Source organism: Micromonospora sp. HK10 (assembly GCF_000982955.1).
In the GTDB taxonomy this organism is placed as follows: domain Bacteria; phylum Actinomycetota; class Actinomycetes; order Mycobacteriales; family Micromonosporaceae; genus Micromonospora.
The window spans coordinates 1-20,445 of sequence record NZ_KQ058853.1 but is presented as its reverse complement, the minus strand read 5'-3'; the positions used below and the strand labels follow the sequence as shown (position 1 = coordinate 20,445).

At 76.1% G+C, this 20,445-nt stretch carries 18 protein-coding genes; 9 read left to right on the top strand and 9 right to left on the bottom strand.

The annotated features are described in order from the left end of the window. Positions 1-233: 233 nt before the first annotated feature. Positions 234-1,229: a phosphotransferase family protein gene (locus LQ51_RS22015; protein WP_046568633.1), complete on the top strand. Its 996-nt coding sequence runs from the start codon at positions 234-236 to the stop codon at positions 1,227-1,229. A gap of 140 nt (positions 1,230-1,369) precedes the next feature. On the opposite strand, the gene LQ51_RS22010 is transcribed toward LQ51_RS22015, so the two are convergent. Then, entirely contained in the window at positions 1,370-2,017 is a 648-nt protein-coding gene (locus tag LQ51_RS22010) for a class F sortase (RefSeq protein WP_046568631.1), read from the bottom strand. Between the two features lie 90 nt (positions 2,018-2,107). Next, entirely contained in the window at positions 2,108-2,599 is a 492-nt protein-coding gene (locus LQ51_RS22005; RefSeq protein WP_046568628.1) for a hypothetical protein, read from the bottom strand. A gap of 446 nt (positions 2,600-3,045) precedes the next feature. Between LQ51_RS22005 and aceB the strand changes: the two genes are divergently transcribed. Genes aceB through LQ51_RS21980 form a run of 5 tightly spaced genes read left to right on the top strand, consistent with a single transcriptional unit; the run spans position 3,046 to position 10,907 of the window. After that, entirely contained in the window at positions 3,046-4,629 is a 1,584-nt protein-coding gene (aceB, locus tag LQ51_RS22000; protein ID WP_046568626.1) for a malate synthase A, read from the top strand. A 31-nt stretch (positions 4,630-4,660) separates the two neighbouring features. Continuing rightward, positions 4,661-6,133, top strand: a complete 1,473-nt coding sequence (locus LQ51_RS21995; RefSeq protein WP_046568625.1) for an FAD-linked oxidase C-terminal domain-containing protein — start codon at positions 4,661-4,663, stop codon at positions 6,131-6,133. Further along, positions 6,133-7,575, top strand: a complete 1,443-nt coding sequence (locus LQ51_RS21990; protein ID WP_082159584.1) for an FAD-binding oxidoreductase — start codon at positions 6,133-6,135, stop codon at positions 7,573-7,575. The genes LQ51_RS21995 and LQ51_RS21990 overlap by 1 nt, the downstream gene beginning before the upstream one ends. Next, positions 7,575-8,978: a (Fe-S)-binding protein gene (locus LQ51_RS21985; RefSeq protein ID WP_082159583.1), complete on the top strand. Its 1,404-nt coding sequence runs from the start codon at positions 7,575-7,577 to the stop codon at positions 8,976-8,978. The genes LQ51_RS21990 and LQ51_RS21985 overlap by 1 nt, the downstream gene beginning before the upstream one ends. A 57-nt stretch (positions 8,979-9,035) precedes the next feature. Continuing rightward, positions 9,036-10,907 carry an L-lactate permease gene (locus tag LQ51_RS21980; protein ID WP_046568622.1) on the top strand — a complete coding sequence of 624 codons (1,872 nt, stop codon included), beginning with the start codon at positions 9,036-9,038 and terminating at the stop codon, positions 10,905-10,907. Positions 10,908-11,024: 117 nt separating this feature from the next. Here LQ51_RS21980 and LQ51_RS21975 read toward each other — a convergent pair whose 3' ends face one another. Together LQ51_RS21975 and LQ51_RS21970 are read right to left on the bottom strand one after the other, a co-directional pair. Continuing rightward, positions 11,025-11,693: a response regulator gene (locus LQ51_RS21975; RefSeq protein ID WP_046568619.1), complete on the bottom strand. Its 669-nt coding sequence runs from the start codon at positions 11,691-11,693 to the stop codon at positions 11,025-11,027. Next, a complete protein-coding gene (locus LQ51_RS21970; protein ID WP_046568617.1) occupies positions 11,690-12,793 on the bottom strand; it encodes a sensor histidine kinase in 1,104 nt (367 codons plus the stop codon). The genes LQ51_RS21975 and LQ51_RS21970 overlap by 4 nt, the downstream gene beginning before the upstream one ends. 195 nt (positions 12,794-12,988) lie before the next feature. Here LQ51_RS21970 and LQ51_RS21965 point away from each other — a divergent pair, with 195 nt between their 5' ends. After that, positions 12,989-13,420 (top strand): DUF6069 family protein, encoded by a 432-nt coding sequence (locus tag LQ51_RS21965; protein WP_052745029.1) that lies wholly within the window; start codon positions 12,989-12,991, stop codon positions 13,418-13,420. 236 nt (positions 13,421-13,656) lie between these two features. Here the strand turns inward: LQ51_RS21965 and LQ51_RS21960 are convergent, their stop codons facing one another. Beyond that, on the bottom strand, positions 13,657-14,166 hold the full coding sequence (locus tag LQ51_RS21960; protein ID WP_046568615.1) for a DinB family protein: 510 nt from the start codon (positions 14,164-14,166) through the stop codon (positions 13,657-13,659). 28 nt (positions 14,167-14,194) lie between these two features. Continuing rightward, on the bottom strand, positions 14,195-14,704 hold the full coding sequence (locus LQ51_RS21955; RefSeq protein WP_046568613.1) for a pyridoxamine 5'-phosphate oxidase family protein: 510 nt from the start codon (positions 14,702-14,704) through the stop codon (positions 14,195-14,197). 98 nt (positions 14,705-14,802) lie between these two features. Between LQ51_RS21955 and LQ51_RS21950 the strand changes: the two genes are divergently transcribed. Beyond that, the gene (locus tag LQ51_RS21950) at positions 14,803-16,071 is read left to right on the top strand and encodes an MFS transporter (RefSeq protein WP_231605827.1); all 1,269 of its coding nucleotides are present in this window, start codon (positions 14,803-14,805) and stop codon (positions 16,069-16,071) included. Positions 16,072-16,081: 10 nt separating this feature from the next. Here the strand turns inward: LQ51_RS21950 and LQ51_RS21945 are convergent, their stop codons facing one another. Beyond that, positions 16,082-17,143, bottom strand: a complete 1,062-nt coding sequence (locus tag LQ51_RS21945; RefSeq protein ID WP_046568611.1) for a Gfo/Idh/MocA family protein — start codon at positions 17,141-17,143, stop codon at positions 16,082-16,084. 87 nt (positions 17,144-17,230) lie between these two features. Between LQ51_RS21945 and LQ51_RS21940 the strand changes: the two genes are divergently transcribed. Beyond that, positions 17,231-18,490: a lycopene cyclase family protein gene (locus LQ51_RS21940; RefSeq protein WP_046568609.1), complete on the top strand. Its 1,260-nt coding sequence runs from the start codon at positions 17,231-17,233 to the stop codon at positions 18,488-18,490. On the opposite strand, the gene LQ51_RS21935 is transcribed toward LQ51_RS21940, so the two are convergent. Continuing rightward, positions 18,475-19,056: a dihydrofolate reductase family protein gene (locus LQ51_RS21935; RefSeq protein ID WP_046568607.1), complete on the bottom strand. Its 582-nt coding sequence runs from the start codon at positions 19,054-19,056 to the stop codon at positions 18,475-18,477. The two genes, LQ51_RS21940 and LQ51_RS21935, sit on opposite strands and share 16 nt — an antisense overlap. A 146-nt stretch (positions 19,057-19,202) precedes the next feature. Then, positions 19,203-20,312 (bottom strand): serine hydrolase domain-containing protein, encoded by a 1,110-nt coding sequence (locus LQ51_RS21930; RefSeq protein WP_046568605.1) that lies wholly within the window; start codon positions 20,310-20,312, stop codon positions 19,203-19,205. Positions 20,313-20,445 lie beyond the last annotated feature (133 nt).

Here is a 20,445-nt window from a genome sequence, read left to right as displayed (position 1 = left end):
GCTGAGCCGGCGCACTCCGCGCGTTGTACGCCCCGGCCGACCACGACCGGGGCGCGCACCGCGCGGCCGGCCCGGCCGGCCACCGTCGCCTGGGGAGCGCGCCGGCGGAACGGGACCTGCCCGACCGGCCCGGTGCGGCGGCGGGGGACAGCGGGCGGCGGGTCCGGTCAGTACCCTCGGCGGACGATGGAGCAGAGCATCGCGATCCTCGCCCGCCGCCCGGGGCGGCCCGGATGAGTCCGACCCAACGCGCCCTCGACCCCGACCAGGTCCGCCGCTTCGTCGCCGCCTCGCTCGGCCCCGCGCCCCGGGTCACCGGGTGCGGGCCGCTGGCCGGTGGTGGCTTCGCCGCCGTCTGGTGGGTGCACCTGGACGACGGCCGGCAGGTCGTGCTCAAGGTCGGCCCGTTCCCGCACGTGCCGCTGCTGCGCTACGAGCTCGACATGATCGGTGCCGAGGCCCGCTACCTGCGCCTGGTCGCGGCGCGGGTGCCCGCCGTGCCGGTTCCGCCGCTGCTGCACCACGGCCGCGACCCGGAGCTGGGCGACTGGCTGCTCACCGGCCTGCTGCCGGGACGCACTCTGTGGGACCTGAGTCAGGAGGGGGCCGACACCGACGGGGTCCGCGCCGAGCTGGGCGGGGCGCTCGCCGCGCTGCACCGGGTGACCGGCGAGCGCTACGGCTACGAGGGCGACCGGGCCAGCGGCGACACCTGGCGGGACGCGTACACCGCCATGGTGGGGGACCTGCTCGCCGACGCGGCCGACTGGCGGGTGCCGCTGCCGTTGCCGGCGGAGCGGATCGCGGAGCTGGTGCGCCGGCACGCCGATGTCCTGGACGCGGTGCGCCGCCCGGCGCTGCTGCATTTCGACGGCTGGGCCGGCAACATCCTCGCCACCGCCGGGCCGGACGGCCGGCTCCGGTTCACTGGCCTGGTCGACGGCGAGCGCTACCTCTGGGGCGACCCGCTGATGGACCTCATCTCGCCGCTGCTCTACCGGCGGGTCGAGGACGAGCCGGACGACCCGCTGGTGCGGGCCTACCGGGCGGCCGCGCCGTTCCCGTGGGACGCCGGGGTGCGCCGCCGGCTGGGCCTGTACCGGCTCTACCTGTACCTGCTGATGACCGTGGAGCAGCCCAGCCGGGGCATCACCGCCAGCGACGCCCCCGCCCGCGCGGCCCGGCTCGCCGAGCTGCTCGGCCGGGAGCTGTCCGACCTGGACTCCTGACCCGGGGAGACCGGCCGCGACGCGACCGGGGCCGGCGCGACGCGACCAGGGCTGTCCCGATGCGACCGGTGCCGGCCCGATGCGACCGGGGCCGTCCCGACGCGACTCGGGCCGGCCCGGCGCGACCGAGGCCGGCCGCCTCAGCCGGTGGCGGTGGCGAAGACCACGATGTTGTCCGGGTAGTTGCCGGTGTGCGGGTCGAAGCGGCCACCGCAGGTGATCAGGCGCAGCCGGGCCTCCGCGCCGCCGCCGTACACCCGCTCGGTGGGGAAGCGTTCCTTCGGGTACGCCCCGACACCGTCCACGGTGAACGTGGCGACCCGCCCGTCGGCCCGGCCGACCCGCACCGTGTCGCCGGGGCGTAGCCGGCCCAGCTCGAAGAAGACCGCCGGCCCGTTCTGCGAGTCGACGTGCCCGACCAGGACGGCGTTGCCCGCCTCGCCCGGCGTGGGGCCACGGCGGTACCAGCCGGCGAGCTCCGGGTGGTCCAGCGGTGGCACCTGCAGGGCGCCGTCGTCGTCGGTGGCCACCGGGACGATTTCCGCGTCCACGTCGATGCGGGGGATGCTGACGCGGACCGGCTCGGAGCGCGGCAGCACCGGACCGGGCGTGCCGGAGCGTTCCGCGGTGGGGGCGACCGACGCCCCCGGCTGCGGCGGCCGGGTCCCGGTGGTGCCGAGGCCGGCGGCGACCAGGCCGGCCCCGGTCGCCCCGGCCAGGGTGACGGCGGCGACGACGGCGACCGTGCGGGCGCCGGGCCGGCTCGCGGGGCGGTGCGGCGACGACAGCTTCCCACCTCCGTCCGAACAGGGCGCGGTGTGCCCGCACCGGTCCGCACCGGCGCGGGCACCCGCCCAGGGATGGTCGTGCCGGCCCCGTCAGGCCGGGCTGGTGGCGCGGCGCCGGCGGCGGACCAGCACGTACGTCCCGCCGGCGAGGGCCGCGGCGGCGAGCGCGCCGCCGGCGGCGAGCACCGTGGTGTCCCCGTCGCCGTCCGCGCCGCCGGCGCCGGCCTGGGCCCCGCCGATCGGGGTGACCGCGAAGGTGGCCGTGCCGCCGTTGCTGCCGTCACCGCAGGTGGCGGTGACCGTGTAGGTGCCGAGGGTGAACCCGGCGGTGAAGAGTTCGGCGCTCAGGCCGCCGCCCGCGGCGGCCGTGGTGGACCGGACGTTCTGGTCCCGGTCCGGTCCGGTGACGCGGAAGAGCGCGTCGCCCGCGTTCGGGTTGCAGGTCGTGGTGAGTACGACGGTCCCGCCGACCGGCGTGGTGGCCGGCGAGACGGTGGTGTCCGCGAGCGCGGCGGCCGGAAGCAACAGGGCGCCGAGGCCCACGCCGACCGCCGCCGAAGCGAGAACTGTCTGTGCCTTCATCCGCGTCTTCCCTCACTTTTCGTCCGCTGACTGCGTGGGACGCCGTTCGGGTGGCCAACTCCGTGACTAGCACCGGTGTGGCCAACACTAGGAGGGTTGCGGCGGTCACTCGGCGTAATTGAGAAATCTTCGTTGCCGTCCCGTGTTCCCGGTGCGGGCCCGCCGCTGCCGACATGCCCGGCCAGGTCGCCGCAACCCGGACGGGCGGGCGGCCGGCAATCGCCCGCCCCGCGCCGGGCCGGCGGGTACGTCCGGTTCGCCCCTTCGCGCGCCGGCCGTGCCGGATCCGGCCGTTCGTCGTCCGGCACGGACCGCTCGCCGCACCGGGGCGACCACTCCCGGCGGCTGACCTTCCGCTCAACTCGCGGCGGTGAGCAGGGAGAACTACAGTCGGCAGGAACACCACCGGATAGATCGCCACACATATCACGGTGAGGAGCGAGCCGATGACCAATCCCACCGGAGTCGAGGTCACCGGGGCCGCCCACCCCCGGTACGACGAGATCCTCACCCCCGAGGCGCTGGCCTTCCTCGCCGCGTTGCACCGGGCGTTCGATTCGCGCCGGCGGGAGCTGCTGCGGCGGCGCCGGCACCGGGACGCCGAACTGGCCGCGGGGGCCAACCTGGACTTCCTGCCCGAGACCCGGGCGATCCGCGAGTCGGACTGGCGGGTCGCCGACCCGGCACCCGGGCTCGTCGACCGGCGGGTGGAGATCACCGGGCCGACCGACGCGAAGATGACCATCAACGCGCTCAACTCGGGCGCCCGGGTCTGGCTCGCCGACCTGGAGGACGCCAACACCCCGCGCTGGGACAACGTCGTCTCCGGCCAGCTCAACCTGCGCGACGCGATCGACGGCAAGCTGGAGTTCACCTCGCCGGAGGGCAAGCGGTACGCCCTGCACGACGGCGACCTGGCCACCATCGTGGTCCGGCCGCGCGGCTGGCACCTCGACGAGAAGCACCTGCTCGTCGACGGCGAACGCAGCTCCGGCAGCCTGGTCGACTTCGGTCTCTACTTCTTCCACTGTGCCCGCCGGCAGCTCGACCGGGGCGCCGGCCCGTACTTCTACCTGCCCAAACTGGAAAGCCACCTCGAGGCGCGACTGTGGAACGACGTGTTCCTGCTCGCCCAGGACCAGCTCGGCATCCCGCGCGGCACGATCCGGGCCACCGTGCTCATCGAGACCTTCCCGGCCGCGTTCGAGATGGACGAGATCCTGCACGAGCTGCGCGAGCACTCCGCCGGGCTGAACGCCGGCCGGTGGGACTACATGTTCAGCGTGATCAAGAAGTTCCGTACCCGGGGGGCGGACTTCCTGCTGCCCGACCGCAACGCGGTCACCATGACCGTGCCGTTCATGCGGGCGTACACCGAGGTGCTGGTGCGCACCTGCCATCGGCGGGGCGCGCACGCCATCGGTGGGATGGCCGCGTTCATCCCGAGCCGGCGGGACCCGCAGGTCAACGAGACCGCCCTGGCAAAGGTGCGGGAGGACAAGTCCCGCGAGGCCGGCGACGGCTTCGACGGCTCCTGGGTGGCCCACCCCGACCTGGTCCCGGTCTGTCGGGAGGTCTTCGACCGGGTGCTCGGCGACCGGCCGAACCAGCTGCACCGCACCCGCGACGAGGTCCGGGTCACCGCCGCCGAGCTGCGGGACGTGCGCGCCACCCCGGGCGGGCACACCGAGGCCGGGCTGCGCAACGCGGTCAGCGTCGGCGTGCAGTACCTGGCCGCCTGGCTGCGCGGCACCGGCGCGGTGGCCATCTTCAACCTGATGGAGGACGCCGCCACCGCCGAGATCTCCCGCAGCCAGGTCTGGCAGTGGCTGCACAACGACGTCACCCTCGACGACACCGGCGAGCGGGTCACCCGCGACCTGGTCGAACGGATCGCCGACGAGGAGATCGCCGCGCTCCCCGGCGATCCCGGCGACTACGCCGAGGCCCGAGACCTGTTCATGGCCGTCGCCGTCGCCGACGACTTCGTCGACTTCCTCACCGTGCCGGCGTACGAACGGATGCCCTGACCGACGACCGACCGCGACGCGGAGGTGGGCGATGAGCACGACCCCGACGGACCTCGACGCTCTCGCCGCCACCCTGCGCGCCGCCATCGGCGCCGACCGGGTGATCAGCGACCGGCAGCAGCTGCGCACCTACGAGTGCGACGGGCTGGCCCGGTACCGGGTGGTGCCGGGGCTGGTCGCGCTCCCCGCCGACGCCGCGCAGTGCGCCGCCGTGGTCCGCGCCTGCGTGGCCGCCGGCACGCCGTTCGTCGCCCGCGGCGCCGGGACCGGGCTCTCCGGCGGGGCGCTGCCGCACGCCCACGGGGCGCTCGTGGTGACCTCCACGATGCGCGACATCGTCGAGGTCGCCCCCGACGACGAGCGGGCCGTGGTGCAGCCCGGCGTGATCAACCTGGCGGTCAGCCGGGCCGCCGCCCCGCACGGCTACTACTACGCGCCCGACCCGTCCAGCCAGCAGATCTGCTCGATCGGCGGCAACGTGGCGGAGAACTCCGGCGGCGCGCACTGCCTGAAGTACGGCTTCACCACCCACCACGTCACCGGCCTGGAGGTGGTCACCCCCGACGGCGAACGGGTCCGGCTCGGCGGCCGCGCCCCGGACAGCCCCGGCTACGACCTGCTCGGCGCGTTCGTCGGCTCGGAGGGCACCCTGGGCATCGCCACCGAGGTCACCGTCCGGCTGACCCGGCTGCCCGAGTCGGTGCGGACCCTGCTGGCCGCGTTCGGCTCCACCGACCAGGCCGGCGCGGCCACCTCGGCGGTCATCGCGGCCGGCGTGGTGCCCGCGGCGGTGGAGATGATGGACGCGCTCGCCATCTCGGCCGCCGAGGCGGCCGTGCACTGTGGCTACCCGGCCGGCGCCGGGGCGGTGCTCATCGTCGAGTTGGACGGCCCGGCGCCGGAGGTCGACGCCCAGTTCGCCCAGGTGCAGGCGCTCTGCCGGGAGAACGGGGCGTTCGAGATCCGGATCGCCGCCGACGACGCCGAGCGGGCGCTGTTCTGGCGGGGACGCAAGTCCGCGTTCGCCGCCGTCGGGCGGATCAGCCCCGACTACATCGTCCAGGACGGGGTGATCCCGCGGACCGCCCTGCCGGAGGTGCTGCGCCGCATCGACGCGCTCTCCGCCGAACACGGCATCCGGGTGGCCAACGTCTTCCACGCCGGCGACGGCAACCTGCACCCGCTGGTCCTCTTCGACGCCGCCGTCGACGGCCAGGCCGAACGCGCCGAGGAGGTCTCCGGCGCGATCCTCGACCTCTGCGTCACCCACGGCGGCTCGATCACCGGCGAGCACGGCGTCGGGGTGGACAAGGCGAAGTACCTGCCGCGCATGTTCACCGACGACGACCTGGCCACCATGCACCTGCTGCGCTGCGCGTTCGACCCGGACGGGCTGGCCAACCCGGGCAAGGTCTTCCCGACGCCCCGGCTCTGCGGGGAGGTCCCGGGCCGGCGCAGCGGGGTGCACCCGGCGCAGGCGGCCGGCCTCGCGGAGGTGTTCTGATGCCCGCCGACCGGATCCTCGACCGGCTTCGGGCGGCGGTCCGGGAGGCAGCCGAGGGCCCGCCCCGGCCGGTCCGGGTGCCCGGGCCGGCCGCCGCCTCCGCTGACGGGCCGGCCGCCGCCGCCTCCGTGCCGGTCACCGTCGAGGCCGGGCCGGTCGCCTCCGCGCCGGTCACCGTCGAGGCCGGGCCGGTCGCCTCCGTGCCGGTCACCGTCGAGGCCGGGCCGGACGAGGCGGGGGTGGTCCGGCGCGCCGGCGAGGCCGACACGATCGCCGGGGTGCCGGCCCGCTACCTGGCCGCCCCGCGCGACACCGCCCAGGCCGCCGCCGTGCTGCGCGCCGCCGCGGACCTGGACCTGGCGGTCACCGTGCGCGGCGGCGGCACCAAGCAGGACTGGGGCAACCCGCCCCGCCGCCTCGACCTGATCCTCGACACCACGGCGTTGGCCGGGGTGGTCGAGCACGCCGCCGGCGACCTGATCACCGTGGTCCGCGCCGGCACCGCACTGGACCTGCTGGCCACCACCCTGGCCCGCGCCGGGCAGCAGCTCGCCGTCGACCCGCCGGTCGCCGGCGGCACCGTCGGCGGGGCCGTCGCCACCAACACCGCGGGCCCCCGCCGCCTGCTCTACGGCACCCCCCGCGACCTGCTCATCGGGGTCACCCTGGTACGCGCCGACGGGGTGGTCGCCCGGGCCGGCGGCAAGGTGGTCAAGAACGTCGCCGGCTACGACCTCGGCAAGCTCGTCGCCGGAGCGTACGGGACGCTGGGGCTGATCACGGAGTGCGCCTTCCGGCTGCACCCGCTGCCGGCGGCCGCCGCGTACGTGTCCCGGACGGTCGACGACCCCGGCGCGGCCGGCCGGCTCGCCGCCGCCGTACGGGCCGGCCAACTCGTGCCGGCCGGGCTGGAGGTGGACGCCCCGCCCGCCGGCCCGGCCACGGTCACCGTGCTGATCGAGGGCACCCGGGCCGGGGTGGCCGCCCGGGCCACGGCCGCCCGGCGGCTGCTCGGCGCCGGCGCCACGAGCACCGACCGACCGCCCGGCGGGTGGGGGAGCCTGCCGTGGCAGGCCGGCGGCACCGGGCTGAAGCTGACCGCCGCGCTCTCCGGCGTACCCCGGTTGCTCGCCGAGGCCCGAGCGGCGGCCGAGCGGCACGGGCTGCCCCTCGCGCTGCGCGGCTCGGCCGGCGTCGGCGTCCTCTACGCGGGCCTGCCCGGCACCGCCGACCCGGAGCGGGTCGCCGCCCTGGTGGACACGGTGCGGGCGGCCACCGCCGCGGTAGCCGGGCACACCGTCGTGGTCACCGCGCCGCCGGCCGTGCGGGCGCGGGTCGACCTGTGGGGGCCGGTCGACGGCCTGGCGCTGATGCGCCGGATCAAGCAGCGCTTCGACCCGGACGCCCGGCTGGCGCCCGGCCGGTTCGTGGGAGGCATCTGATGGGCATCCCGCACCAGCCCGGACGCGACCCGGCCACCGCGCCCGCCGCCGGCCGCCGCCCGGTCGACGCGCTCGCCGCAGCCGCCCGCGAACCCGCCTTCGACGCCCACCACCCGCCCGCCGCGGAGCTGATCGCCGACTGCGTGCACTGCGGCTTCTGCCTGCCCACCTGCCCCACGTACGTGCTGTGGGGCGAGGAGATGGACTCCCCCCGGGGGCGGATCCACCTGATGAAGGTCGGCCTGGAGGGCGAGCCGCTGACCCACTCGATGGCCACCCACGTCGACCGCTGCCTCGGCTGCATGTCCTGCGTCACCGCCTGCCCGTCCGGGGTGCGCTACGACCGGCTGATCGCCGCCACCCGGCAGCAGGTGCACCGCCGGCACCGCCGCGGCCCGCGGGAACGGGCGCTGCGCGCGGCCGTCTTCGCGCTCTTCCCGTACCCGAGGCGGCTGCGGCTGCTGCGCGGGCCGCTGCGCGCGTACCGGGCCAGCGGGCTGCGCCGGCTGCTGGCGCGCACCGGGCTGCTGGAGCGGCTCGCGCCCACCCTGGCGGCGCTGGACCGGCTCACCCCGCCGCTGCGCCGGCGCCCCCGGCTGCCCGCCCGGCTGCCCGCCGCCGGCCCCCGGCGGGCGGTGGTCGGCATGCTCACCGGCTGCGTGCAGGACGCGTTCTTCCCCGAGGTCAACGCCGCCACCGCCCGGGTGCTCGCCGCCGAGGGCTGCGACGTGCTGCTCGGGTCGGGGCGGCAGGGCTGCTGCGGGGCGCTGAGCCTGCACAACGGACGCGAGGAGGAGGCCCGCCGGTTCGCCCGCCGGCTGCTCGACACGTTCGCCACCGCCGGGCTGGACTTCTTCGTGGTCAACGCGGCCGGCTGCGGCTCCACCCTCAAGGAGTACGGCGAACTGCTCCGGGACGACCCGCGCTACGCCGCGCTCGCCGCCGACTTCGCCGCCAAGGTCCGCGACCTGTCCGAGCTCCTCGACGAGCTGGGCCCGGTCGCCACCCGGCACCCGCTGCCGGTGACCGTCGCGTACCACGACGCCTGCCATCTGGCGCACGCCCAGGGCGTCCGGGAACAGCCGCGCCGGCTGCTGCGCGGCATCCCGGGGTTGGAGCTGCGGGAGATCGCCGACCCGGAGTTGTGCTGCGGCTCGGCGGGCGTGTGGAACGTGCTCAACCCCGGGCCGGCCGCCGAACTCGGCGACCGCAAGGCCCGCACCGTGCTGGCCACCGGGGCGCGGCTGCTCGTCACGGCCAACCCCGGTTGCCTGATGCAGGTCGCCGCCTCGGTGGCCCGCGCCGGCGGCGAACTCGCCCTGGCACACACCGCACAGGTCCTCGACGCGTCGATCCGCGGCCGGGACCTCGAGGAGTTGCTCGAAGGAAGAGTCCCTTCCTAACCAGGAAGGGGCCGTCCGCACACCTCACCACCCGTCCCAGAAGCGTCGAGGTGACCCATGTTCGACCAGTTCACCGTCGTCACCGACCCGGTCGGTGACTCCGTAGCGCTCTCGGCCATCTTCGCGGTCCTGCCCCTGCTCACCCTCTTCGTCCTGCTCGGCGTGCTCAAGGTGCGGGCCTGGCTGGCCGGGCTGATCTCCCTCGCCGTCGCGCTGGCCGTCGCGGTCGTCGGGTACGCCATGCCGGCCGGGCAGGCGCTGCTGTCGGCCACCGAGGGCGCCGCGTTCGGCTTCTTCCCGATCCTCTGGATCGTCATCAACGCGATCTGGGTCTACAACCTGACCGTCGAGAGCGGACACTTCGACGTGCTGCGCCGCTCCTTCGAGCGGGTCAGCCCGGACATGCGGATCCAGGCCATCATCATCGCGTTCTGCTTCGGCGCGCTGCTCGAGGCCCTCGCCGGTTTCGGCACCCCGGTGGCGATCACCGTGGTGATGCTGATGGCGCTCGGGTTCCGCCCGGTCCACGCGGCCTCGGTGTCGCTGCTGGCCAACACCGCGCCGGTGGCGTTCGGCGCACTCGCCACCCCGATCGTCACCCTGGCCAGCGTCAGCGGCGGTGCCAACCCGGACCCGCGGCTCACCGTGGACACCCTCGGCGCGATGGTCGGCCGGCAGACCCCGGTACTCGCCGTGGTCGTGCCGCTGATGCTGGTCGCGTTGGTCGACGGGCGGCGCGGCATCCGGCAGACCTGGCCGGCCGCGCTGGTCGCCGGCGTGTCGTTCGGCCTCGCGCAGTTCGTCGCCGCCAACTACCTGTCGGTGCCGCTGACCGACATCGTGGCGGCGCTGGTGTCGGCCGCCGCGGTGGTGCTGCTGGTCCGGGTCTGGCGCCCGCAGACCCCGGCCGACCTGGGACGCGAGGCGGCCGTGGTGCCGGCGGCCCGGGAGCCCGCCGAGGCCGGGCCGGCCGGTCCGGGCACCGTCCGCGCCGCCGCCGGCCCGTCCCGGGGTACGGCCACCAGCACCGCGGCGCCGGCCCTGGACGGCACCGGTGGCGAGACCCCACCGGGTGCGCCGCGGGTCGACGTGGACCCGTCCGGTGGCCGGCACCGGGCCGGCGACGGATCCGCGCCGCGCCCGGCCGACCAGGTCCCGGCCGCCAGCCCCCGCCTCGCCGACACCCCGGCCGAGGTGGCCCGCGCGTACGCCCCCTACCTGATCATCATCGCGATCTTCTCGGTCGCCAACCTGGGCCCGGTCAAGGATGCCCTGGCCGGGGAGCCGTGGACGGTCAAGTTCGGCTGGCCGGGCCTGGACATCCTGGCCGGCAACGGCAAGCCGCTCTCCTCGACCACCTTCGCGCTGAACTGGCTGCCCGCGGCCGGCACGCTGATGATCCTCGCCGGCGTCCTCACCGCCCTGGTGCTGCGGGTCTCCGCCGGCCGGGCCCTGCGGGCGTACGGGCGCACCTACGCCGAGCTGCGCTACGCGATCGTCACGGTGATGGCGGTGCTGGCGCTGGCGTACGTGATGAACCAGTCCGGGCAGACGAACACCCTCGGCGCGTTCCTGGCCGCGGCCGGCGGGGCGTTCGTGTTCCTCTCCGCGATCCTCGGCTGGATCGGTGTGGCGGTGACCGGCTCGGACACCTCCTCCAACGCGCTCTTCGGGGCGTTGCAGGTGCAGACCGCGGCCCGGGCCGGGCTGGACCCGCTGCTGCTGGCGGCGGCCAACTCCTCCGGCGGGGTGCTCGGCAAGATGATCAGCCCGCAGAACCTGGCGATCGCCGCCGGCGCGGTCGGCATGGCCGGCCGGGAGGGGGAGATCTTCCGGAAGGTCTTCGGCTGGAGTCTGGTGCTGCTGCTGATCATGTGCGTACTGGTGGCGTTGCAGGGCTCGCCGGTGCTGAGCTGGATGGTGCCCTGACCCGGTCGGCCGGGCCCGGACACCGGTCCCGGGTCCGGACCGGTCGCCGGCGCCACCCGTGGCGGTGTCGGCCGGGCCGGCTCGGCTCGTACCGAGCCGGCTCGGTGGCGACGCGATTCAGGTGGCCGGCGGCTCGGGGCGGACCAGACCTGCGTCGTACGCGAAGACCACCGCCTGGATCCGGTCGCGCAGGCCGAGCTTGGTGAGGATGGCCGAGACGTGGGTCTTCACGGTGGCGGTGCTCAGGTACAGCCGCTCCGCGATCTCGGCGTTCGACAGGGCCCGCGCGGTGAGCGTCAGGACCTCCACCTCGCGCGCGGTGAGCGCGGCCAGTTTCCCGCTGGCCGCCCCCGAACCGGGCAGCTGGTCGGCGAACCGGTCGAGCAGCCGCCGCGTCACGGTGGGCGCCAGCAGCGCCTCCCCGCGCGCCACCACCCGGACCGCCTCGGCCAGGTCCGCCGGGCGGGTGTCCTTGAGCAGGAAGGCGCTGGCACCGGCGCGCAGCGCCGCGTGCACGTGCTCGTCGAGGTCGAAGGTGGTGAGCATGACCACCCGGGCGGGGTTGCCGGCGGCCACCAGCTCCCGGGTGGCGGCGATGCCGTCCTGCCGGGGCATCCGGACGTCCATCAGCACCACGTCCGGCCGGGTCCGGTGCACCACCGCGACCGCCGCCACCCCGTCGGCGGCCTCCCCGACGACGGTCAGGTCCGGCCGGGCCTCGATGATCATCGCCAGGCCGGCGCGGATCAGGTCCTGGTCGTCGGCGATCACCACCCGGATCGTCACCGTGCCACTCCCACCGGAAGCCGGGCCTGGACGCGGAAGCCGCCGGCGGGCAGTGGACCGGCGTCCAACGTGCCGCCCAGCAGCCGGGCCCGTTCCTGCATGCCGACGATTCCCCGACCGGTACCGGCGTTCGGCCGGCGGGGCCGCGGCGACCCGTCGTTGACCACATCCAGGTGCAGCACGCCGCCGTCGTAGCGGACGTCGACCTCGGCCCGGGTGGCGTGGCTGTGCCGCAGCGCGTTGGTCAACGACTCCTGCACGATCCGGTACGCCGACAGCTGCACCCCGCCGGGCAGGTCGCCGGCGAGGGGGTCCCGGCTCATCGTCACCTGGAGCCCGACCGCCCGGACGGCGTCGGCAAGCGCGTCGAGCTGCGCCAGGGCGGGCTGCGGCCCGTCCTGCGCCGAGCCGGCCTCGACGGCCAGCGCGGACAGCATCGAGCGCAGCTCGGTGAGCGCCGACCGGGCGGCCGCGTTGATCGAGCCGAGCGCGGCCCGGGCCTGCTCCGGGCGCTGGTCGAAGATGTCCTCGGCGGCGGCGGCCTGCACGGCGATCACCGCGACGTGGTGGGCCACCACGTCGTGCAGTTCCCGGGAGATCCGCTCCCGCTCCCAGGTGATCACCTGGCGTTCCCGGTCGCACCGCCGGTTCGCCTGCTCGCGCTGCAGCTCGCCGATCGTCCAGGCGAGGCCCAGCGCGCTGACCGCGAACAGCAGGTCCCGCCAGCCGCCGGTGACCAGCTTCCACGGGAGGGGAAGGAGCAGCACGCCGAGAGCGGCCAGCGAAACCCGGGGCGGGCGCAGCCGCGCGACGTACGCCAGCGGCGCGGCGACCATGCCGAGCCAGCCCAGCTCCGGGCAGAGCGCCTCCAGCCCCACCCCGGCGAGCGCGGCCACCGCCAGGCCGTACCCCGGGTGCCGGCGGATCCAGAGCAGGCAACTGGCCTGCACCGCGGCGAGGGCGACCACGGCGGCGGTCCCCGCCGTGGTGGCGGGGCCAGCGTGGGGCAGGAGCGCCACGATCAGCATGACGGCGAAGATCGCGGTGGCGATGCCGCCGTCGATCAGCAGCAGGATCCGGGATCGGGACGGGCAGCTCACAGTCCGGATGCTAGGCGGCCACCCGGCCCGCTCTCATCGGTCTCCAGACGGAGATCCGGGCGCGGCCTGGTCCGGGCGACGGAGCGGGGATCCGGTCCGCAGCCCGATCCGAGGAGCCGGCGCGGACCCCTAGCGTCGCTCTGGACGTCACCCGCCGACCCGCAACCGGGTCCGGACCGCCAGGAGGTACCGCCGATGAACACCGTCACCACCGGATCGGATCTGCCCGCCACCACCGCCCGGCCGGCGCGCTGGCCCGGCCGGCTGCGGGCGGTGCTCGCCGCCACCGCCGCCACCCTGGCCGTCTGGGTGGTCGCCGTTCCCCTCGCCGGAGTGGACCTGGTGGCCCGCACCGGCGGCGCGGAGCAGCGGGTGACGCCGGTCGCGGTCGCGGTCTCCACGTTGCTGGCCGGGCTGGCCGCCTGGGGCCTGCTGGCCCTGCTTGAACGGTTCACCACCCGAGCCCGTCCGGTATGGACGGTGGTGGCCCTGATCGTCCTGCTGGTGTCGCTGCTCGGCCCGCTGGGCGGGGGAGTGGGCACCGCGGCCAGGGTCACCCTGGTCGCCATGCACCTGGTGGCCGCGGCCGTCCTCGTCCCACTGCTGCACCGCACGGCGGCCCGCTGATTCCGCGGTAGCGAGGGCCGGGACGCCGCGGTAGCGGGGGCCGGGATGCCGCGACGGGGCGGCTCTCCCGGCCCGCTCGCGTCATCTCAACGCCCGCCGCCCCGTCCGCGGCATCTCAAAGCTAGCCTCCTAGGACGCACTAGCGGGTGTGCGGCACGTGGCACAGCCCGGGTCGGGCCTGCCGGCGGGCTCGCGCCCAGGTCACCGTCCAGGGGCGACCAGCGGGCGGGCCGGGCTCACTCGCCGGTCCGGCCGTCGATCAGCTCGCGGGCGACGTCGAGGTGGCCGGCGTGCCGGGCGTACTCCTGGAGCACGTGGAACAGGATCGCGGCCAGGGTGGGGCGGCGGGCCGGGTCGGTGAACCGGCCGCCCAGCGCGGCGGGGGAGTCCAGCGGATGGCCCGTGACGATCTCCCGGGTCCGCTGCCCGCCCCGGCGCAGGGCGGCCAGCACGTCGTCGACGCGCTCGGCCGGGTCGACGTGCCAGCGGTCGTCGGCGTGGTCGCCCCACGGGTCCGGCACCGGTTCGCCGAGGAAGCCCCAGACGAACCAGCGCCGCTCCATGAAGGTCAGGTGGTTGACCAACTCGACCGGGGTCCAGCCGGACGGTAGCCGGCTGCCGCGCGCCTGCGCGTCGGTCAGTCTGGCCACCCGGTCGGCCACCGTGTCCCGGTAGTAGTCCAGGTAGGTGAGGAAGAGGGCCGGCACGTCGGCCGACGGTCCGGGCTCGGGGAACGGCATCCGCATGCCGGCAGTGTGCCCCCGGGGGCGACGGTCACGCCCGCCAGAACTGGCGGGGTGCGTAGCCCTCGCGGCGCAGCCAGTGCTCGGTGTAGACGATCCGCTCGGCCGGCACCACCACCAGCGGCCCGGCGGGCGGCTCGGCCAGCGACCGGGACCGCTCCACGTGGTCGGACTGCCAGCGGTACGCCGGCCAGTGGTGCGCGAAGTCCGGGTCGCCGGGGTGCAGCACCCGGGCCCGGCCGAAGACCTGGGCGCCGCGGCTGCTGGCCTGGCCGACCAGCGGCGCGAAGATCCCGATCGAGACGCGCGGGTCGGCGGCGAGGTTGCGCATCTTCGGCGAGTCGGCGACCGCGGTGAACATCAGGGTGAAGTCGAGGTGGAAGTAGCGCACCGGGGTGGCCAGCGGGCCGTCAGGGCCGGCGGTGGCCAGCACGCACATGTTCTGCGAGGAGAGCAGGTTGAGGATGCGCTCCGCCAGCCGGGCACGGCCGAGGCGGGCGGTGGGGGCGGGACCGGCGAGCCAGGGGTTGGTGACGGGCATGGGTGATCTTCCCATGCCCCGGCCGGCGGCTGACCCGGCGTACCCCGGGCGGGAAACTCGCTCGGTCCGGCCCGCCGTGGCTGGTAGGTTCGCTCGCCGTGACGACGGGGACCGCGGGGGACCGGCTCGACGGGCGCTTCGCCCGGCTCTGGGCGGCCAGCACCATGTCGGCGCTGGGCAGCGGGATGGCGACGGTGGCCGCGCCGCTGTACGTGGCGTCGCGGACCGACGATCCGCTCGTGGTGGCGGCCGGCGCCGCCGTGGGCTGGCTGCCCTGGCTGCTCTTCGCGCTGCCCGGCGGGGTGCTGGTGGACCGGGTCGACCGGCGCCGGCTGATGGTGGTCATCGACTGGGTACGGGTGGCCGTGCTGGCCGTGCTGGCCGCCGCGATGGTCGTCGACCGGGCCGGGATCGTCCTGCTCTACGCGGTGCTGTTCGTGGTCAACACCGGCGAGGTGGTGTTCCGCACCGCCGCCCAGGCGGTCGTGCCCGTGGTGGTGCCCCGGTCCCGGCTGGAACGGGCCAACGGCTGGTTGGGCGGCGGCACCCAGGTCATGCAGAACATGGTCGCCGGCCCGCTCGGCGGCCTGCTGTTCGTGCTGGCCGCGGCCATCCCGTTCGCGGTCAACGCCGGCACGTACGCGCTGAGCGCCGTGCTGGTCGGGCTGGTCGCCGGGTCGTTCCGGACCGGACCTGACCGGGGTGGGCGACGTTCGGTGCGCGCGGAGGTGGCGGACGGGTTCCGCTGGCTGCTGGGACACCGGCTGCTGCGCACCATGACCCTGCTGATCGGACTGCTCAACGTCACCCTCACCGCCGCCCTCGCGGTGCTGGTGCTGCTCGCCACCGACCGGCTGGGTCTCGGCTCGGTGGGCTACGGCGCGCTCTTCACCTGCCTGGCCGTCGGCGGGCTGCTCGGCGCGGCCGCCGGGGACCGGCTGGTCGCCGCGATCACCGCCACCTGGACGGTCCGGGTCGGGCTGCTCATCGAGGCCGGCCTGCACCTTGCCCTGGCCGCGTCGCGCAGCGCCGTGGTGGTCGGGGTGGCGCTGTTCGCGTTCGGGGTGCACTCCTCGCTGTGGAACATCGTGGCGAACTCGCTGCGCCAGCGGCTCACCCCGCCCGCCCTGCTGGGCCGGGTGGGCAGCACGACCCTGTTCCTGGCCGCCGGCGGCAACTGCGTCGGCGCGCTGCTCGGCGGGGTGGTCGCCGGCCGGTTCGGGATCACCGCGCCGTACTGGGTGGGGTTCGTGGTGGCGGTCGCGGTGATCGTGGCGACCTGGCGGGTGTTCGACCGGGCCACCGTCGCCGCCGCGTACGCCGATCCGGCCCCGGACGCCCCGGAACCGGCCGCGACCGCCCGCTGAGCGGGGCCGGTCAGGCCGGCACCGGCAGGGTCGCGCCCTGCGCGGCGGCCTGATGCGCCAGTTCGATCAGGGCCACCACGTGCGCCGCGTCGGCCGGGTCCACCGGCATCGGCGTGCCGTCCCGCAGCGCCGCCTCGACCTGGGCGTAGAAGTCCTGGTAGCGGCCCGCCTCGGTGGGGACCGCCCGGAGGTCGCCGTCGACGCCGAGCTGCCCGTACCGGTCGGGGGTGACCTCGCCCCAGCCGGGGGCGCCGGGCCGGCCGCCGTCGCGCAGCGCCGCCTCCTGCGGGTCGAGGCCGTAGCTGGTGTAGGCGGCGCGGTCACCGAGCACCCGGAACCGGGGCCCGAGCTGCGCGGTCACCGCGCCCATCCAGAGCTGGGACCGCACGCCGTTGGTGTGGGTGAGCGCGACGAACGCGTCGTCGTCCACCTCGGCGCCGGGCCGGCGCCGGTCCACCTCCGCGTAGACCCGCGCGACCGGGCCGAACAGCTGCACCGCCTGGTCGATCAGGTGCGCGCCGAGGTCGAACAGCGCCCCGCCGGCCCCGCCCGGTGCGGCGCTCTCCCGCCAGCCCGGCTTGATCGCCGGCCGCCACCGCTCGAACCGCGACTCGAACCGGGTCACCCGGCCCAGCTCGCCCGCCTCGACCAGGCGACGCACGGTCCGGTAGTCGCCGTCCCAGCGCCGGTTCTGGAACGCGGTCAGTGGCACGCCCGCGGCGGCGGCCGCCGCGATCAGCGCGTGTGCCTCCGCCGAGGTCGGCGCGAGTGGCTTGTCCACGACGACCGGCAGTCCGGCGGCGAGCGCGGCCCGGGCCATCGGCACGTGCTGGTGGTTCGGCGTGGCCACCACGACCAGGTCCAGGTCGGCCGCGGCCGACCAGAGCTGCTCGGGGGCGTCGAGCAGGTGGGCGTCGGGGTGTTCGGCGCCGGCCTGCGCGCGGCGTTGCGGGTCGCGGGTGACCACGGCGGCCAGCCGCAGCCCGGGGGTCGCGGCGATCAGCGGGGCGTGGAACACCCGCCCGGCGATGCCGTACCCCAGCAGCCCCACCCGCAGCGGTTCCCGCGCCATGCCGCCCCCGTTCTCGATGATCTCCTGCGAATCTACGCGCCGCGCCGGGGCCGCGACGGCAGGTCCGGTGGGCCGGGGCGCGGCGGGGTGTGGCAGCGTGGGCGGATGCCCTCGTCTCCGCTCGACGTCGACCTCGCGCTGGTGGGCGGCGGCGGTGCCGCCTCCCTGGTGTTGGCCGCCCTCGGCCGGCACGAGCTGGCCGGCCTGCGGGTCGCCGTGGTCGATCCGGTGCGCAAGCGCGGCCAGGACCGCACCTGGGCGTTCTGGGGCGTCCCGGGCTCCGACCTCGACCCGCTGTTGAGCGCCAGCTGGTCGCGGGTGGAGGTGGTCACGCCGGCCGCCCGCCGCGTGCTGTCGTTGGACCCGCTGCGGTACGCGATGCTCCGGTCCGCCCCGGTCTACGACCGGGCGGCGGCGGCGGAACGGCGACTGGGCGCGGTGCGGATCGAGGTGCCCGCCGGGCGGCTGCGCGACGACGGCGACCGGGTGACCGTGCACGACCCGGCCGGCCGGGCGCTGCTGCGGGCCGGCTGGGTGCTCGACTCGCGGCCCCGGCCGCCGGCGCGGCCCGGGCGGACCAGTTGGTTGCAGCACTTCCGCGGCTGGTGGCTGGCCGCCGACCGGCCCACCTTCGACCCGGACCGGGCGGTGCTGATGGACTTCCGCACCCCGCAGCCCGACCGTGGGGTCTCCTTCGGTTACGTGCTGCCGGTCGACGACCGCTACGCGCTGGTCGAGTACACCGAGTTCTCCGCCGCCCCGCTCAGCGACGCCGGGTACGACCGGGCGCTGCGCGGCTACGCCGGGCTGCTCGGCCTGGACCTGGCCGGGCTGCGCGTGCGGGAGGTCGAGAACGGGGTGATCCCGATGACCGACGGGCCGTTCGTCGGCCGCCCCTCGCCCCGGGTGGTCCGCCTCGGCACCGCCGGCGGGGCCACCCGACCGTCCACCGGGTTCACCTTCTCCGCGATGCTGCGGCAGGCCGACCAGGTGGCCCGGGCGGTGGCCGCCGGCCGGCCGCCGGTGCCGGCGCCCGCGTACCCGGCCCGGCACCGGTGGATGGACGCGGTGGCGCTGCGCGCGCTGGACCGGGGGCACGTGGATGGGGTGGCGTTCTTCGACCGGCTGTTCGCGCGCAACCCGGCCGAGCGGGTGCTGCGCTTCCTCGACGGGGCCACCTCGCCGGCCGAGGAACTGGCGGTGATGCGGTCCAGCCCGCTGCTGCCGATGACCGGCGCGGTGCTCGGCGACGCCGCCGGCCGGCTGCGCGCCCGGCTGCGCCGCGGCCCGTCCGCCGCCCCCGGGCCGGAGGGCGGCCCGCGGGCCGAGGGTCAGGCCGGCTCGTAGGTGGCCACGACCACCCCGGTCGTGGTGGTGAGGCTGTCCACCAGCCGCAGCTCGTCGGGCGCGTCGCCGTCGGCGAAGAGGCGCCGGCCGCTGCCCAGCACCAGCGGGTGGACCAGCAGCACGTACGCGTCGACGAGCCCGTGCCGGCGCAGCGACCGGACGAGTTCCCCGCTGCCCAGCACCGAGATGTCCGGGCCGGCGCCGGCCTTCAGCTCGGCCACCGCCGCGATGACGTCGCCGCCGAGCAGGTGCGAGTTCACCCAGGGCAGCGGGTCGGTGAGGGTGGTCGAGGCGACGTACTTGGGCAGCGCGTCGAGGACCGGGGTGAACGGGTTGCCGGTCTGCCGGGGCCAGTAGCCGGCGAAGTCCAGGTAGGTGCGCCGACCGAGCAGCAGCGCGCCGGTCGAGGCCATGCCCTCGCCCATCTTCCGGCCCAGCACCGGGTCCTGGTAGGGCAGGGCCCAGCCGCCGCGGGCGAAGCCGTCCCGGGTGTCCTCGTCGGGCCGTCCGGGCGCCTGCATCACCCCGTCCAGGCTGACGTTGTTGGTGACGACGATCCTGCGCATGCCGCTCCTCGTGGGGTCGGGGGCCGGCCCGCTACCGGCCCGCCACCCTCGATACGAACGGCGGTCGCCGGTTTCGACGCCGACAGGCGGCGGCGACGCAGGGACCCCGCCGGCCGCCCGGGTCGGGCCGCCGGGTCCGGGCAGGCTCAGGCGTGCGCGGCGGCCACCGCGTCGCGGACCAGCCGCCGCAGGCCCTCCATCGGATCGCCGTCGCCCGCACCGAGCCGGTTGCGCAGCGCCGCCACGGTCAACCCCAGTTCCGGGTACGCGAAGGCGAGGCTGCCGCCGCTGCCCGCGGTGCCGAACGAGCCGTCGGCGTCGACCGCGTAGCCGAGACCGAAGGTCACCTCGGCGCCGAAGACCCAGTCGGTGCCGCGTGCCGCGACCGCGGACACCTCGGCGAGGCGGCCCGGGGAGATCAGTCGCACCCCGTCGACCGGGCCGAGCAGCGCCGCGTACATCCGGGCGATCCCGCGCGCGGTCATCGTGCCGACCGCCGGCACGTCGGCGCGCAGCACGTCCGGCCGGCTGCCGATGGTGGCGTCCGGACGCACCGCGGGCGGGGCGACGGCGTCGAAGTTCGGCAGGTTCTCGCCGGCGTACGTCATCAGGGCCGCCAGGCCGGCGTCCTCGAGCCGGGCCAGCCGGGGCAGCTGCGCCTCGGGTACGCCCAGGAACAGCTCGTCGACGAGCCCGAGCGGCCCGGCGACCTCCTCGGCCAACACCTGCGAGACCGGTTTGCCGGTGACCCGCCGGACCACCTCGCCGACCAGCCAGCCCCACGTCCAGGCGTGGTACGCGACCCGCTCGCCGGGCGCCCAGCGGGGCGTGGCGTCGGCGAGCAGTCCGCACATCCGGTCCCAGTCGGTGAAGTCCGCCGGGGTGATGTCGGCCGGCAGGGCCGGCAGCCCGGCGGTGTGGGTGAGGGCGTGCCGCAGGGTGATCCGGTCCTTGCCGTGCCGGGCGAACTCCGGCCACAGCTCGGCGACGCGCAGGTCGTAGTCGAGCCGGCCGCGCTCGGCCAGCACGTGCACCACGGTGGCGGTGAGCGCCTTGCCGGTGGAGACGGCGTGGATCGGGGTGTCGGCGGTCAGCGGTCGGCCCGTGCCGGCGTCGGCCAGGCCGGCCTGCTCCTCGATCAGCGGCGCGCCGTGCAGGTAGGCGGCGACCTGCACGCCGGTCTCGCGGCCCGAGCCGACCAGTTCGCCGATCGTGGCGCGTACCTCGGCCCGCAGGCCGTCCCAGCGTCCGTCCATGATCGGTGAGCCTGCCAGGCCGTCGTGGGGATGTCGCGCGAATTCGGGGCGGCGCGCCACCACCTACCGACCCGGCCCCACCTGGGCCACGTCGGCCCACCCGGGCCACGTCGGCCCACCCGGGCCACGCCGG

Coding starts and splice junctions, on each gene's coding strand:
- aceB (WP_046568626.1), top strand. CDS start 3,046: ATGACCAATCCCACCGGAGTCGAGGTCACCGGGGCCGCCCACCCCCGG.
- LQ51_RS21955 (WP_046568613.1), bottom strand. CDS start 14,704: ATGCCCGTCACCAACCCCTGGCTCGCCGGTCCCGCCCCCACCGCCCGC.
- LQ51_RS22015 (WP_046568633.1), top strand. CDS start 234: ATGAGTCCGACCCAACGCGCCCTCGACCCCGACCAGGTCCGCCGCTTC.
- LQ51_RS21945 (WP_046568611.1), bottom strand. CDS start 17,143: ATGGCGCGGGAACCGCTGCGGGTGGGGCTGCTGGGGTACGGCATCGCC.
- LQ51_RS21990 (WP_082159584.1), top strand. CDS start 6,133: ATGCCCGCCGACCGGATCCTCGACCGGCTTCGGGCGGCGGTCCGGGAG.
- LQ51_RS21965 (WP_052745029.1), top strand. CDS start 12,989: ATGAACACCGTCACCACCGGATCGGATCTGCCCGCCACCACCGCCCGG.
- LQ51_RS21995 (WP_046568625.1), top strand. CDS start 4,661: ATGAGCACGACCCCGACGGACCTCGACGCTCTCGCCGCCACCCTGCGC.
- LQ51_RS21980 (WP_046568622.1), top strand. CDS start 9,036: ATGTTCGACCAGTTCACCGTCGTCACCGACCCGGTCGGTGACTCCGTA.
- LQ51_RS22005 (WP_046568628.1), bottom strand. CDS start 2,599: ATGAAGGCACAGACAGTTCTCGCTTCGGCGGCGGTCGGCGTGGGCCTC.
- LQ51_RS21930 (WP_046568605.1), bottom strand. CDS start 20,312: ATGGACGGACGCTGGGACGGCCTGCGGGCCGAGGTACGCGCCACGATC.
- LQ51_RS21985 (WP_082159583.1), top strand. CDS start 7,575: ATGGGCATCCCGCACCAGCCCGGACGCGACCCGGCCACCGCGCCCGCC.
- LQ51_RS21935 (WP_046568607.1), bottom strand. CDS start 19,056: ATGCGCAGGATCGTCGTCACCAACAACGTCAGCCTGGACGGGGTGATG.
- LQ51_RS21960 (WP_046568615.1), bottom strand. CDS start 14,166: ATGCGGATGCCGTTCCCCGAGCCCGGACCGTCGGCCGACGTGCCGGCC.